The sequence below is a fragment of the Kribbella sp. NBC_00662 genome, from assembly GCF_041430295.1.
GTDB lineage: Bacteria > Actinomycetota > Actinomycetes > Propionibacteriales > Kribbellaceae > Kribbella.
The window spans coordinates 7,300,207-7,313,650 of record NZ_CP109029.1 but is presented as its reverse complement, the minus strand read 5'-3'; the positions used below and the strand labels follow the sequence as shown (position 1 = coordinate 7,313,650).

The 13,444-nt window shown below is 68.8% G+C and carries 10 protein-coding genes; 6 read left to right on the top strand and 4 right to left on the bottom strand.

Annotation, left to right across the window (positions count from 1 at the left end; translation table 11 throughout):
- Positions 1-161: 161 nt before the first annotated feature.
- The gene (locus OHA10_RS35995) at positions 162-1,352 is read right to left on the bottom strand and encodes an ROK family protein (RefSeq protein WP_371403255.1); all 1,191 of its coding nucleotides are present in this window, start codon (positions 1,350-1,352) and stop codon (positions 162-164) included.
- Positions 1,353-1,458: 106 nt separating this feature from the next.
- On the opposite strand from OHA10_RS35995, the gene OHA10_RS35990 reads away from it, so the two are divergent.
- The 4 genes from OHA10_RS35990 to OHA10_RS35975 are packed head-to-tail and all read left to right on the top strand — an operon-like array spanning position 1,459 to position 6,901.
- On the top strand, positions 1,459-3,126 hold the full coding sequence (locus OHA10_RS35990) for an extracellular solute-binding protein (protein WP_371403254.1): 1,668 nt from the start codon (positions 1,459-1,461) through the stop codon (positions 3,124-3,126).
- Positions 3,110-4,093, top strand: coding sequence for an ABC transporter permease (locus OHA10_RS35985; protein WP_371403253.1), 984 nt, complete (start codon positions 3,110-3,112; stop codon positions 4,091-4,093). Before OHA10_RS35990 ends, OHA10_RS35985 begins: the two co-directional genes overlap by 17 nt.
- Positions 4,090-4,995 carry a carbohydrate ABC transporter permease gene (locus OHA10_RS35980; protein WP_371403252.1) on the top strand — a complete coding sequence of 302 codons (906 nt, stop codon included), beginning with the start codon at positions 4,090-4,092 and terminating at the stop codon, positions 4,993-4,995. The genes OHA10_RS35985 and OHA10_RS35980 overlap by 4 nt, the downstream gene beginning before the upstream one ends.
- A gap of 4 nt (positions 4,996-4,999) precedes the next feature.
- Positions 5,000-6,901 carry a beta-galactosidase gene (locus OHA10_RS35975; protein ID WP_371403251.1) on the top strand — a complete coding sequence of 634 codons (1,902 nt, stop codon included), beginning with the start codon at positions 5,000-5,002 and terminating at the stop codon, positions 6,899-6,901.
- Here the strand turns inward: OHA10_RS35975 and OHA10_RS35970 are convergent.
- The 3 genes from OHA10_RS35970 to OHA10_RS35960 are packed head-to-tail and all read right to left on the bottom strand — an operon-like array spanning position 6,837 to position 10,800.
- A complete protein-coding gene (locus tag OHA10_RS35970) occupies positions 6,837-7,871 on the bottom strand; it encodes a LacI family DNA-binding transcriptional regulator (protein WP_371403250.1) in 1,035 nt (344 codons plus the stop codon). The genes OHA10_RS35975 and OHA10_RS35970 overlap by 65 nt on opposite strands.
- 14 nt (positions 7,872-7,885) lie before the next feature.
- On the bottom strand, positions 7,886-9,910 hold the full coding sequence (locus OHA10_RS35965) for a glycoside hydrolase family 36 protein (protein WP_371403249.1): 2,025 nt from the start codon (positions 9,908-9,910) through the stop codon (positions 7,886-7,888).
- Complete coding sequence (locus OHA10_RS35960; RefSeq protein ID WP_371403248.1) at positions 9,907-10,800, bottom strand: EamA family transporter; 894 nt, start codon at positions 10,798-10,800, stop codon at positions 9,907-9,909. The genes OHA10_RS35965 and OHA10_RS35960 overlap by 4 nt, the downstream gene beginning before the upstream one ends.
- A gap of 40 nt (positions 10,801-10,840) precedes the next feature.
- On the opposite strand from OHA10_RS35960, the gene OHA10_RS35955 reads away from it, so the two are divergent.
- Together OHA10_RS35955 and OHA10_RS35950 are read left to right on the top strand one after the other, a co-directional pair.
- Entirely contained in the window at positions 10,841-11,335 is a 495-nt protein-coding gene (locus OHA10_RS35955; protein ID WP_371403247.1) for a MarR family winged helix-turn-helix transcriptional regulator, read from the top strand.
- Positions 11,336-11,502: 167 nt separating this feature from the next.
- On the top strand, positions 11,503-13,413 hold the full coding sequence (locus OHA10_RS35950) for a glycosyltransferase family 4 protein (RefSeq protein ID WP_371403246.1): 1,911 nt from the start codon (positions 11,503-11,505) through the stop codon (positions 13,411-13,413).
- The last annotated feature ends 31 nt before the right edge of the window (positions 13,414-13,444 follow it).

Here is a 13,444-nt window from a genome sequence, read left to right as displayed (position 1 = left end):
TCCACGGGCTGGGTGTCGAAGCGCTTCGAAGAACCATCGCGACGATTGATCGAAGCGCTTCGACAGATCGGGCGTGAACAGAGGGTTGCATCCCGAGCGCCCACGGTCAAGACCTCGGCAGGCGCTCCGGGAGGCGCTTTCCGCTCCAGGTCGACCGAGCGTCAACGGGCGGGAAGGTGGCCTTGGGTGAGCGGAGTGAGGGCTTGTGCCGCGGCCCCCAGGGGAGTGGCGGTGTCGGGGAGTGCGGACGCGACGACCGTGCATCCGCCGGCGTCGGGAGCGATGGTGGCTTCGCGGAGGGCCTTGTCGATAGCGGGGGAGAGATGGTCGGCGAGCAGCGCGTAGGCGCCGCCGAGGAGGACGACCTCGGGGTTGAGGATGTTGACCAGCGCGGCGATCCCCTGGCCCAGGTAGGTGCCGGCGTCGGCGAGCACCTGCGTCACCGCCGTCTCCTGGGCGTCGGCGCGCCGGACCAGCTCCTCGAGCTGCAGTTGCGGATCGCTGTCGGTCCGGCCGTCGGTCCGGGCCAGGATCGCCGGCAGGCTCGCGAGAGCCTCGAGGCAGCCCCGTCGCCCACAACCGCAGTGCGGCCCGTCCGGGACCAGGCGCAGGTGGCCGATCTCCCCGACGTACCCCAGATGGCCTTCCAGCGGCCTGCCGTCGGAGATGATGCCCGCCCCGACGCCGGTGTCACCGGTGAGGCGGATCAGGTTCGGCGTCCCCGCCTGCGGGCCGTAGAGATGTTCGGCCAGCGCGCCCAGCGATGCGTCGTTGTCGACCGCGATCGGGATGTCAGGTCGCCCGAGCGCCGCCACGAGCTCGGACCGCATCGGCACATCCCGCCAGCCCAGACCCGCGGCGAGTACGACGGTGCCGTCGCGATTCACCAGCCCCGGCACGGCCACGGTGATCCCGAGCACCCGCCGGCCGGACGACTGCACCGCCGTGACCGCCCGGCGCGCCAACGTGACGAGGGCCGCGATCGTCTTCGCCGGTCCCGCATCGACGCCGGGCCCGGCGCGGTGCCAGCGCAGTACCTGCTCGCCGGCTGTGTCGCAGCCGAGCGCCGTCAGTCCGCGGGCGCTCACCTCGAGCCCGATCGTCGCGTACGCCGACCCGTCGAGCACGAGTAGCGTCGCCGGGCGGCCGACATGGTTCTGGGTCTGCTGGGTCTCCCGGACCAGGCGCCGGTCGAGCAGGTCGCCGACGATGCTGGTCACGGTCGCTTTGTTCAGGCCGGTCCCGGTGGCGATCGCGGCCCGCGAGCAGGGTGCCTCGCGGCGCAGGTAGCCCAGCACCGCGGCCAGGTTGGTCGCGCGGATGTGGGTGTGGTCCGCGGTCTGTGTGGTCAAGGTCCGTCCCTCGATCGAGTCCTGGGTCAGTTCTACACCTTGTCGCGTTGTCGGCTCTGAGCTAATTTGTTTGGCTACCAGCCCAACTAATTCTAAGGGATCAACTATGACCGGACCAGTGCGCGGCGCAGCCAGCCGCCGGACGTTCATCTCCCTGCTCGGCGCGGGCGCGGCCGCTGCCGCCGGTGGGGTCTCGCTGACCGGCTGCTCGAACGGCAGCTCCGGGTCGAGCACGGCGGGCCGCGCCGCGAGCGAGGACAAGCTGGCCGGGCTGCTGCCGAAGTACCTCCCGTACGACGCGGTCAAGCCCGACCTCCCCGGCGAGAACGGCGCTTCGCCGGGCTACAGCCACTACCCGAGCGAACTGAAGCGGGCCGTGCCGGACAAACCGGTGACCAGCGGCAAGGAAGTCTCGGCGATGACGCCGCTGTGGAGCCCGCTGCCGCCCGGACTCGGCAACAACTCGTACTACGACGCGAACAACGAGCGGATCGGGGCGCCGGTCCGGTTCAACATCCTGAACGGTAACGACTACGGCGACAAGCTCGGCCCGATCCTTGCCGCCGGCAACGTACCGGAGCTGCTCTGCATCCCGGGCTGGAACATCTCCAGCCTGACCCGGTTCGGCCAGGCCGCGGACAAGCTGTTCGAGGACCTCACCCCGTACCTGGCCGGCGACAAGGTGTCGGCGTACCCGATGCTGGCCAACCTGCCGACCCGGGCCTGGGCGTACGGCGTCTGGAACAACCAGCTGAAGGCGGTGCCGTTCCCGTCGGACGGGTTCCCCTGGATGATGATGTACCGCAAGGACATCTTCGACCAGCTCGGTGCGGAGCCGCCGAAGAACTCCGACGAACTGTTGGCCCTGGGCAAGCAACTGACCGACGCGAAAGCCGGCCGGTGGGCGTTCGGCTCGGTCGCCGACGAGGTGGCCCGGGCCTTCGGCGCGCCGGGCGGCTGGCGCAAGGACTCCAGCGGCAAGCTGGTCAACAAGATCGAGACGCCCGAGTTCGAGGAGTCGGTGGCGTTCGTCCGCAGGCTGTTCCAGTCGGGGTACGTACATCCGGAGGTGGTCGCGAACGCCGGCGCGGACGAGAACGCGCTGTTCGAGGGTGGCAAGTTCGTGATCCGGCAGAACGGCCTGGGCGGCTGGCACGAGTCGTTGCAGCGCCAGCAGACGGTCAACCCGGCGTTCGACCCGCAGCCGGTGATGCCGTTCGCCCACGACGGCGGTACGCCGATCACCTGGGGCGGCGACCCGGCCGGCATCTTCACGTTCGTGAAGAAGGGCGTCGGCGAGGAGCGCGTGAAGGAGCTGCTCGGCGTTCTGAACTACACGTCCGCGCCGTTCGGAACGGAGGAGTACGTGCTCTACAACTACGGGGTCGAGGGCAAGCACTACGTCAAGCAGCCGTCCGGTGCTCCGAAGCTCACCGCGCTGGGGCAGAAGGAGGTCTCGCAGACCTATATCTTCCTGGGCGGCCGGCCGACGGCGATCACCGAGAGCGAGTATCCGGGATATGTCCAGTCGATGAGCGCCTGGCAGAACGCCGCGGCGAAGGTCCGGGAGAAGAACCTGTTCGAGGGGATCCGGGTCGAGCAGCCGGCCAGGATGGCCGCGCTGAACCAGCCGTTCGACGACGCACTGCAGGACATCTTCCGCGGCCGCAAGCCGGTCAGCGAGCTGAAGACGGCCGTCAAGCAGTGGCAGGACAACGGCGGCAACGAGGGCCGCGACTTCTACGCCAAGGTTCTCAGTGACAACGGTCGTTAAGCCCCCGGAGCGGGCGACCAGGCAGGCCGCTCCGGAGAGGGTGGACAAGCGCACCGGCATGGGATTCCGGCATCGGTTCCGGCGGGACTGGCCGTTGCTGGTGATGGTGGCGCCGGTGATCGTGCTGCTCGGTGTCTTCCACTACTTCCCGACGCTGGGCAACGTGATCGCCTTCCAGGACTACTCCCCGTACGCCGGGATCCGGGGCAGCGACTTCATCGGGTTCGCGAACTTCAGCCGGATGTTCTCCGAGCCCGCGTTCTGGACAGCGGTCGCGAACACCCTGTCGATCACCGCGGTCCAGCTGGTGTTCTTCTTCCCGATCCCGATCGCGCTGGCATTGCTGCTGAACAGCCTGTTGTCCAGCAAACTGCGCAACCTCGTCCAGGGCATCGTCTACCTGCCGCACTTCTTCTCCTGGGTGCTGGTCGTGTCCCTGTTCCAGCAGATGATCGGCGGCGCCGGCCTGCTCGCCCAGTCCCTGCGCGACCACGGTCACCAGGCAATCGACCTGATGACGAAGCCGGACACGTTCATCCTGCTGGTCACCGCACAGTCGGTCTGGAAGGACGCCGGCTGGGGCATGATCGTGTTCCTCGCCGCCCTGTCGACGATCAACCCCGCCCTCTACGAAGCCGCCGCGGCCGACGGCGCGAACCGCTGGCGCCGGCTCTGGCACATCACGCTGCCCGGCCTGCGTCCGGTGATCGTCCTGCTGCTGATCCTGCGACTCGGCGACGCGCTGACGGTCGGCTTCGAGCAGTTCATCCTGCAACGAAGCGCCGTCGGCGGCAGCGCCGCGGAGGTCCTCGACACCTACGTGTACTACCAGGGCCTTCTGGTCGGTGACTTCGGGTACGGCGCGGCTGCCGGCCTGTTCAAGGGAGTCGTCGGCCTGGTCCTCGTCCTGCTGGCCAACCGATTCGCGCACCTGGTGGGCGAACAGGGGGTGTATTCGCGATCATGAGCACACGGGCTGTCTGGGAAGAGGAACCCACGGTCGCCGGCCGGCTGGGCAAGCCGGTCGTGCTGACGCTGATCTCGCTCGCGGTGGCGTTCCCGCTGTACGTCGTGGTCGTGACGAGCCTGTCCAGCACGAAGGCCGTGACCCGGGCCGGCGGCCTGGTCGTCGTACCGCGCGAGCTGACGGTGGCGGCCTACGTGCAACTGCTCTCTGGAGGCGTGGTCACTCGCGCTCTGCTGATCAGTGTGCTGATCACGGCGATCGGTACGGCGTTCAGCCTCGGTGTCACCGTGCTGGCGGCGTACGGGCTGTCGCGGCCGGGATCGTTGTTCCACCGGCCGCTGCTGTTCGTCGTCCTGCTGACGTTCCTGTTCGGTCCGGGCATCATCCCGAGCTATCTGCTGGTCAACTCGCTCGGGTTGATCGACCACTACGCGTCGTTGATCCTGCCGGCTGCGGTGTCGGCGTTCAACCTGATCGTGATGCGCTCGTTCTTCATGGGCATCCCGGCCGAACTGATCGACAGCGCGCGGATCGACGGGGCAGGAGAGTTCGCCATCCTGCGCCGGATCGTGCTGCCGTTGTCGAAGGCCGTGGTCGCGGTGGTGGGGCTGTTCTACGCGGTCGGCTACTGGAACGCGTTCTTCAACGCGCTGCTCTACATCAACGACAACAACAAGTGGCCGTTGCAGATGGTGCTGCGGACCTACATCGTCCAGCAGCAGCCGCTCCCGACCGGAGCCGGCGGGGTGGCGACCGGCGTCGGACTCGGCCTCTCGCCGGCCCCTGGTCTGGCGATCAAGATGGCGATCGTGGTGATCGCGATCGTTCCCGTCCTGCTCGTCTACCCGTTCATCCAGCGGCACTTCACCAAGGGCGTCATCGTCGGCGCCGTGAAAGGCTGAACCTGTGACTCTTTGGTACGGCGGTGACTACAACCCCGAGCAGTGGGACCCGGACGTCTGGAAAGAGGACATCGACCTGATGCGGCGGGCCGGGGTCAATCTGGTGACCGTTGGGGTGTTCTCGTGGTCGTCGCTGGAGCCCGCGCCGGGAGAGTATGCATTCGGCTGGCTCGATCAGGTGCTGGATCTGCTGCACGCGGGCGGCGTCCGGGTCGATCTGGCCACTCCGACGGCCTCACCGCCGCCGTGGTTCAGTCGGCTCCATCCCGAGGCGTTGCCGGTCACCGCGGACGGCGTACGGCTCACGCACGGCAGCCGGGACACGTACTGCGCGTGCGCGCCGGCGTACCGGGAGGCCGCGCGGGGGATCGCGCGAGCGCTGGCCGAGCGGTATCACGATCACCCGGCGCTGGCGATGTGGCACGTCCACAACGAATACGGGACGACGTGTTACTGCTCCCCGGCCGCGGCACGATTCCGCGAGTGGCTGCAGGAGCGGTACGGCTCACTGGAGCGGCTGAACGAAGCGTGGACGACCGCGTTCTGGAGTCAGGGGTACGCCGACTGGACGGACATCGAGCCGCCGCGGAAGACGCAGTACCTGGTCAATCCCACGCACTACCTGGACTTCCGGCGGTTCTGGTCGGACGAACTGCTGGCGGCGTACCGAGAGCAGAAGGCCGAGCTGCGGAAGTTGTCGGCGTTGCCGATCACAACGAACTTCGTGTTCGGCGGCTGGGTCCCGGTGAACCATGCGCGCTGGGCCGCGGACGTCGATGTCGTTGCCATTGACCACTATCCGGATCAGGCCGGCATCGGTGCCGAGGAGCAGACGGCGTTCGGCGCGGATCTGGCGCGTGGATGGGCCGGTGGAAGATCCTGGCTGTTGATGGAGCAGGCGGCGGGGGCGATCAATACCGGCGGCCGGCTGCACACGAAGGAGCCGGGGCGGATGGCGCGGCACAGCCTGTCCCATGTCGCCCGCGGCTCGCAGGGCGCCTTGTACTTCCAGTGGCGGGCGTCGCGCGGCGGAGCGGAGATGTTCCACCCGGCGATGGTGCCGCACGCGGGACCCGACAGCCGGATGTTTCGCGAGATCGCGGCGCTCGGATCGGAGCTGCCGAAGTTGGCGGAGGTTCTCGAGAGCAATGTTGAGGCCGAGGTCGCGATCCTGTGGGACGCCGAGTGCTGGTGGGCCGTGCAAGGCACCCACCTTCCGTCGTCGTCGCTGGACTACCTGAAGGCGGTCCGGTCGGCGCATCGGCACTTCTGGCGCGCGGGCTGCACGGTCGACTTCGTCGCTCCGGATGCCGATCTGTCGTCCTATCGCCAAGTAGTTGTGCCATCGCTCTACCTCAGCTCTGACGAGGCGGTCGAGAACCTTGCCGCCTATGTGGAGAACGGCGGGCAGTTGGTGGTCGGGTACTTCAGCGGGATCGTCGATCCTGACCTGAGGGTTCGGTACCCGGGCGCGTTCGCGGAGCTGCTGGGTGTGCGGGTCGAGGAGTTCCATCCGCTGCCCGACGACGGCGAGGTCGCCCTGGAGTCCGGTGGCAGTGGGCGGCTGTGGAGCGAGGACGTGCACGCGGTGTCGGCGGAGGTCGTCGATCGGTACGCCGGGGGAGTGCTCGACGGCAAGCCCGCGATCACCCGCCACCAGGTCGGAGCGGGTACGGCGTTCTATGTGTCGACCGAGCTGGACGATGCGACCGCGGCACGGCTGTTCGGTCTGCAGCCATCACCGCTGGAGACCGTACGACGGCGGTCCGGCGACACCACGTGGACGTTCCTGTTCAACCACGGTGATGCCGAGGTCGCCGTACCGGAGGAGGGCGAGCTGGTTATCGGTCGGCTGCCGGTGCCGCCGGGCGGTTATGCAGTGGTGCGGTGCTCCCGCGGGCAGTGAGCGTCGGCGGCAGGAGGGTCAGGTCAGGCACCTCGCCGCCTTCGAGCTTGGTGATCAGCGACTCGACCGCCTGAGCGCCGATCTGCTCGGCCGGGATGGTCACCGACGACAGCTGCGGCACCTGGCGCTCGGCGACGTCGTCGGCGCAGATCGCCACCACCGACATGTCCTCGGGCACGCGGCGACCGAGCCGGCGCAGTACGTCGAGAAGCGGGCCGATGATCGGCTCGTTCTGTACGACCAGGCCGGTGATGTCCGGATGCTCGTCGAGCAGCTGCTCGACCGTGTGCAGGATCGCGTCGAACGTGTGCTCGCAGGGCGTCTCGACACCCAGCACGCCGCGACGTTCGGCCGCCTCCGCGAAGCCGGTCAACGTCCGCTGGGCGAAGCCCGTCTGACGCTCGTAGACGGCCGACGGCGTACCGAGAAGCGCGAGCGACCGATGACCCAGGTCGGCGAGCTCGTCGACGCATTGGGCGCCTGCGGCAACGAAATCGAGGTCGATGCAGGTCAGCCCGTCCGCCTCGTCCGGATAGCCGATCAGCACCGACGGCATCGGCAGCTCACGCAGCACCGGGACCCGCTCGTCGTGCAGCTCGACGTCCATCACGACCAGCGCGTCCACCAGTGAGCTCTGCGCGACCCGCTCCAGACCGTCCGGCCCTTCGTCAGCGGTCAGCAGCAGTACGTCGTGATCGAACCGGCGGGCCGTCGTCACGACCGCGGTGGCGAACTGCATCATCACCGGGACGTGCATGCCGGTGCGCAGCGGGATCACCAGCGCGAGCACGTTGGACCGCTGGCTGGCCAGCGCGCGGGCGCTCGCGTTCGGCCGGTAGCCGAGCGCCTGGACGCTGCGCTGCACGCGCTCGCGGGTGTCGGTCGAGATCGTCCGCTTCCCGCTGAGCACGTACGACACCGTGCTGGTCGCAACGCCGGCATGCCGGGCAACGTCCGCGATCGTGACCATGCCCTAGTTCTACCCTAGATCGAACCTGGATCGAAGCGCTTCGACACCTCGATGACCCGGGCAGACGGCTCGGCGACGTCGGTCCTGACGGTGAGCTTGTCGCCCTCCCAGCAGTAGGACCAGCCGTCGGCCCCGGTCGGGAAGACGGGCCGGATGCCTCCGGTCGGCACCGAGACAGTCACCTCGGCGGGCGCCGCCGTCCGATGCCAGAAGGCCAGGTAGGTCGAGTCCGGACCGGTCAGACCGAGCGCCACCCACTCGTCGTCCCACTCCGGCAGGCCGAGCGGCCAGAACGGCACCAGCGAGTCGAGTTCCCGCAGTACGCCGCGATGGGCGGCCACCGCCGACCGGACCAGCTCGACTTCGGAGCCGGTCATCCGGTTGAGGTGGCCGGACAGATAGAGCCGGCCGAGTACGCCGTTCACCAGCGCGAGCGTGAACTCCTCGCGCGTGGTCCCGCTGATCGGATACGCCCAGTGCCCGGCCTGCTCGGGCAGTACGGCGGCCGGCGCCGCGGCGCTGATCGTTGCGTAGAGCAACGGGTGCTGCTGGTCCGAGGTGGACTGCAGATGCAGCCGGGACAGCATCGCGTAGTCCATCCGCATCGCCCCGGACGCGCAGTTCTCGATCAGCAGTTCGGGGTGTCGTGCCTGCAGTGCATCGAGCCAGTCGAGCAATGCCCGCTGGTGCTCGAGCAGTCCGTGTCCCAGCGACGTACCGCCCTTGTCGGTGCCCGGCCCGGTCATCGTGTTGTTGTCGAACTTGAAGAAGCCGATGCCGAAGTCGGCGACGAGACGGTCGACGGTGTCGTCGAGGTGCTGACGTGCCAACGGGTTGCGCAGGTCGAGCAGGTAGCGGCCGTGCTCGGCGACCCGGATGCCCTGGCGGGTGAGGAAGGCGTCGTCGGGTAGTTCGAGGGCGATCGGTGCGTCGACGCCGATGACCTCGGGTTCGAGCCAGAGGCCAGGCACCATGCCGCGTTGATGGATGCGATCGATCACCTCGCCGAGACCGCCGGGAAAGCGCGTGGTCGACGGTTGCCAGGCGCCGACGGTGCTCCACCAGTCGCCCTCGGCGTACCAGCCGGCGTCGATGCAGAAGTAGTCCGCGCCGACCTCGGCCGCGGCGTCGATGAGCGGGAGCAGCTTCTCGGTCGTGGGGTCGCCCATCAACGTGTTCATGTAGTCGTTGAAGATCACCGGCATCCGCTCGTCGACCGGCCGGCGCTTCCGCACCGCACGGCGCCGGCGGGTGAGCGCTGCGAAGACACTGTCCCTGTCGGTGCCTGTGACAAGCGAGACCGGCACCGTCGCAAAGGGCTGGTCCGGAGTCAGCCGCACCGTCCACTGATGTTCCTGGGACGTCGGCCCGCTGAGCAGGATATAACCGCCATGCCGGTTCTCGCCGAGCTCGTAGTGCCACCCACCGTTGTGTTCGATCTGCCAACCGAGGGCGTACGACGTACCGACGAGAACCCCGATCGGTAGTCGCTCACCGGTCGACCACGAGCCGGTGCTGGTGACGGCGTGCCGGCTCTTCGACACCGGGTAATGCGGATCGCGGACGATCTGCGGTACGCCGCCCGCACGCAGCGACTGCACCGACCAGCGGTTCTCCGCCATCCAGTCGTTGGCGGCGGAGTACAGGTCGGCGTCGACGGAATCCAGGCCGATGACGAGGGCCGAAAGGAAGTCGAGCACGAGTTCGCCGGGCCGGGTCAGGGACGCCTCGGACCACGCCCGTACGCCGGCTCCCGCCTCGAAGACACTGGTCACGCGAAGACCGGTCGCCGCATCCTCCTGGACGATCCGCAGCGTGGAGCCGGCGTCCTCGTGGGTGACGTAGCGCAGGCGCCGGCCGAGGATCGTGTCGACATGGCGGTTCGTGCCCGGGGAGCGGCCGTAGCCGAGCGCGGAGACCTCGACCAGCGGTTGGGATCCGGGCTCGCTACCGGGCTCGTGTCTGGTCGTGACGCGCACCGGGCCGTCGTCGAGCGCGAAGGTCAGAGTCAGCTCAGGCGTCCGCCACACGAGGTTCATCGATAAACCTTAGAAGGCTCCGCCCTTCCGGTCTCAACTCGCGATCCGCGACGTGGACGGCTCAGGGTGATGCCGAAGAGCACGAGAGCCAGGCCGAGCACCTGCCGAAGCGTGAGCACGTCCCCGGAGACCAGAACCCCGAGGAGTACGCCGGTCACCGGGTTGAGCAGCCCGATCAGACCGACGGTCGCTGCGCCGAGATGGCGCAGGCCCGCGAACCAGGCGGTGAACGCGAGGGCGGTCGCGACCAGGCCGACGTACACGAAGCCACCGATCGCCGGCAGGTCGAGGTGGGGCGGGGCGCCCTCGACGATGATCGCGAAGGGGATCAGCACCAGACCGCCGGCGATCAGTTGCCAGGACGTGGTCGCGATCGGGCCGTCGGCGCGGCCCCACTTCTTGGCGAGGACATAGCCGAAGGACGACATGGTCAGGGCGGCGACCGACGCGGCGACGCCGCGCAGATTCACCGCGGTGCTGCCGGTGCCGAGCAGCAGACAGACACCGGCGATGCCGGCTGCGGCGCCGGTCAGGACGGAGACGGTCGGGCGTTCGGCGAGCAGTGCCCAGGCGAACAAGGCCATCGTGAGCGGGGACGCGGACATGATCGTCGATGCGAGGCTGACCGGCAGCAGCTGGGACGCCAGGTAGATCAGCGCGAAGAACGCGCCCATGTTGCAGACGCCGAGCAGGAGCGATCGCCACCACCAGACGCCGCGGGGGAGACGTCGGGTTACACAGAGCAGGAGGAGTCCGGCGGGCAATGCGCGGAACACCGCGCCGTACAAGGGGTGTCCGGCCGGCAGGTACTCGTGTGTGACGAAGTAGTTGGTGCCCCAGGCGATCGGTGCGATCGCGGTGACCAAGGTCCAGCGGAAGGTATCTTCCATGGAAAACACTATATCTTCCCAGGAAGATATAGTGGAGGGCGTGACCGATCACGTGGCCAGGATCCAGGCAGAGTGGCGGGCGGAGCGGCCGGATGTCGACACCAGCCCACAGGGCGTGATCGGCCGGCTGCACCGGATCGCGAATCAGCTGACCGGTGAGTTGACGCTGCTGTACGCGAAGTACGGGCTGTCCGAGGGGGAGTTCGACGTACTCGCGGCGCTCCGGCGCGCGGGTTCGCCGTACGAGCGTGCGCCGGGGGAGATCGCGCTGCACACGATGGTGACGACCGGCGCGGTGACCAAGCGGGTCGACCGGCTCGAGGCGGCCGGTCTGGTCCGGCGCCGGCGCAGTGACGACGACGGGCGCGGTCGGGTCGTCCGTCTGACCCCGGCCGGGCGCCGGTTGATCGACAAGGCCTTCGCCGCGCACATGGCGAACGAGAAGCGACTGCTCGAGCCGCTGACCGCGGCGCAGCAGGCGCAGCTCGAGAGCATCCTCACAGCCTGGCTGGCCCAACTGGAGCCACCGGAATAAGCCATCGGAATAAATTGAACGCTTGACAGTGGCGATCCGGAGGCCTGTACCGTTACTTTGCTGAGGTCCGGAGCTAACGACAGGCCCTCCCCGTCGTTGAACCGTGAAATCACCACTGTGAGCTCCAGCACCTCCACGCCTGCGCTCACGAAGGCTCAGGAGAGTGTGTGCACGTCCCTCGCATCGTGATGATCGTCGCGAACGACATCACCAACGACACCAGGGTCCTCAAGGAGGCCGTCGCCCTGGGCAAGGCCGGCTACCAGGTCACGTTGCTCGGAGTGTCCGCGTCCGGCCGGCTGGCGATCGACACCATCGAGTCCGGTGTGGTGATGATCCGGGTGCCCGGCCACTTCGTCCTGCGGGACGAGCGCAACCGCCGCCGCCGGCTCCGCCGCGATCGCCGGCTGTTCGACATCCGGCCCGAGGGCGTCGAGCCGGCCCGGCTCGCCGCCCGGCTGGCGGACCTGAAGGCCGAGCGCGGGCGAGCCACCGCGAGTCGCCGGGCGGGACAGGTCGGCCTTGCCGCTCATCTGGCCGGTGCGGCGAGCCGTTCGCTGCGGCACCGACGGCTGCGGCTGTCCCAGGCGGCGGCGTCGGTCCACACCTGGCTCGGCGAGACCGAGGCTCGGCTCGCGACGGACGTCTGGCAGTGGTGGGACACCTGGCTGCCCGCGCGGAGCCGGCTGGTCAGGTGGCGCTCGACCATCCCCGAGGCCGACGACTACGAGGCGATCTTCGCCGACCTGATCGACCAGCTGCGCCCGGATGCTTTGCACGCCCACGACATGCACGTCGTCGGTGTCGCGTCGCGCGCCGCGGGCCGGGCCGACCTGCGCGGCCGCAGCCTCAAGGTGGTGTACGACGCCCACGAGTACGTCCCCGGCCTCTCGCAGTACGGCGGCCGCACGCCGCGGATGATCGCGGCCTGGGCGCGGCACGAGGCGGAGTACATCCGGACCGCTGACCGCGTGGTCACGGTCAGCCCGGCGATCGCCCGTACCCTGCACGCGCGGCACAAGCTGGATCGTGAGCCGACCGTGGTGATCAACAGCCCGGAGCTGTGCGATCGCGACAGTGGGATCACCGACATCCGCAGCACGATCGGGCTGACGGCCGACGTACCGCTGCTGGTCTACAGCGGCGGGGTCACCCGGGCCCGTGGGGTCGAGACCGCGATGGAGGCGCTGCCGCTCCTGCCCGGCGTGCACCTGGCCGTCGTCTGCGTGCCGCACGCGCGGACGCGACCGGTCGACGAGCTGCGGGCACTCGGCAAGTCCCTCCAGATCGAGGACCGCGTGCACTACCTCGACCCGGTCGCGCCGAACGACGTGATCCACTTCCTCCGCACCGCGGACGTCGGCTTGATCCCGATCCTGCGGTACCCGAGCCACGAGATGGCCCTGCCGAACAAGGTCTTCGAGTACACGTTCGCCGGCCTGCCGGTGGTGACCAGCGACATGCCGACGCTCGAGGAGTTCGTCGGCAAGACCGGTATCGGCGAGGTCTTCGAGGCCGAGAACCCGGACTCGCTGGCGACGGCCGTGAAGACCGTTCTGCGCAGCCCACAGCAGTACCGCGAGCGCGCTGCGGACCCGGGGGTCCGGGCGGAGATGTCCTGGGAGACGCAGGCCGGTCACCTCCGGGACCTGTACGCCGAGCTGGTCGGGGCACCGCCGGTCCAGGAGGACGTCGTGCCCAGGCTGGTCGTCGGGCCGACCGGGTCGAAGGCGGCGAAGGCGTGGTTGCAGGACATCGACGGCGCCGAGATCCTCCGGCGGCCGCTGACCCTGCCGGACCTCGACAGCGTGACGCATGTGTTGATGGAGGACTGGCAGTCCGTGCTGGGCAGCGACGACTTCCTTGCCGACCTGCCGCTGCTCACCGCGGCCCGGATCAAGCACGCCGTGGTGGTCTACGGCCGCGTCGACCGTCAGGACGTCCGCCGCCGGATGCGCGCGTACAACGGCACGGTGTTCGTCACCGACCGCGTGATCGCGGACGCCGTCGAGGGCACCATCTGGCTGCCGCCGGGCGACGAGGGCACGAAGGTGCTCCGCGACTTCATCACCGAGTAACCACCCCCGCCCACGGCGCGCGGGGACACCT

What these genes read in the sequence shown, in the direction of transcription:
- OHA10_RS35990 (WP_371403254.1), top strand. Translation starts at nt 1,459, where the DNA reads ATGACCGGACCAGTGCGCGGCGCAGCCAGCCGCCGGACGTTCATCTCC.
- OHA10_RS35980 (WP_371403252.1), top strand. Translation starts at nt 4,090, where the DNA reads ATGAGCACACGGGCTGTCTGGGAAGAGGAACCCACGGTCGCCGGCCGG.
- OHA10_RS35970 (WP_371403250.1), bottom strand. Translation starts at nt 7,871, where the DNA reads ATGGTCACGATCGCGGACGTTGCCCGGCATGCCGGCGTTGCGACCAGC.
- OHA10_RS35965 (WP_371403249.1), bottom strand. Translation starts at nt 9,910, where the DNA reads ATGAACCTCGTGTGGCGGACGCCTGAGCTGACTCTGACCTTCGCGCTC.
- OHA10_RS35960 (WP_371403248.1), bottom strand. Translation starts at nt 10,800, where the DNA reads ATGGAAGATACCTTCCGCTGGACCTTGGTCACCGCGATCGCACCGATC.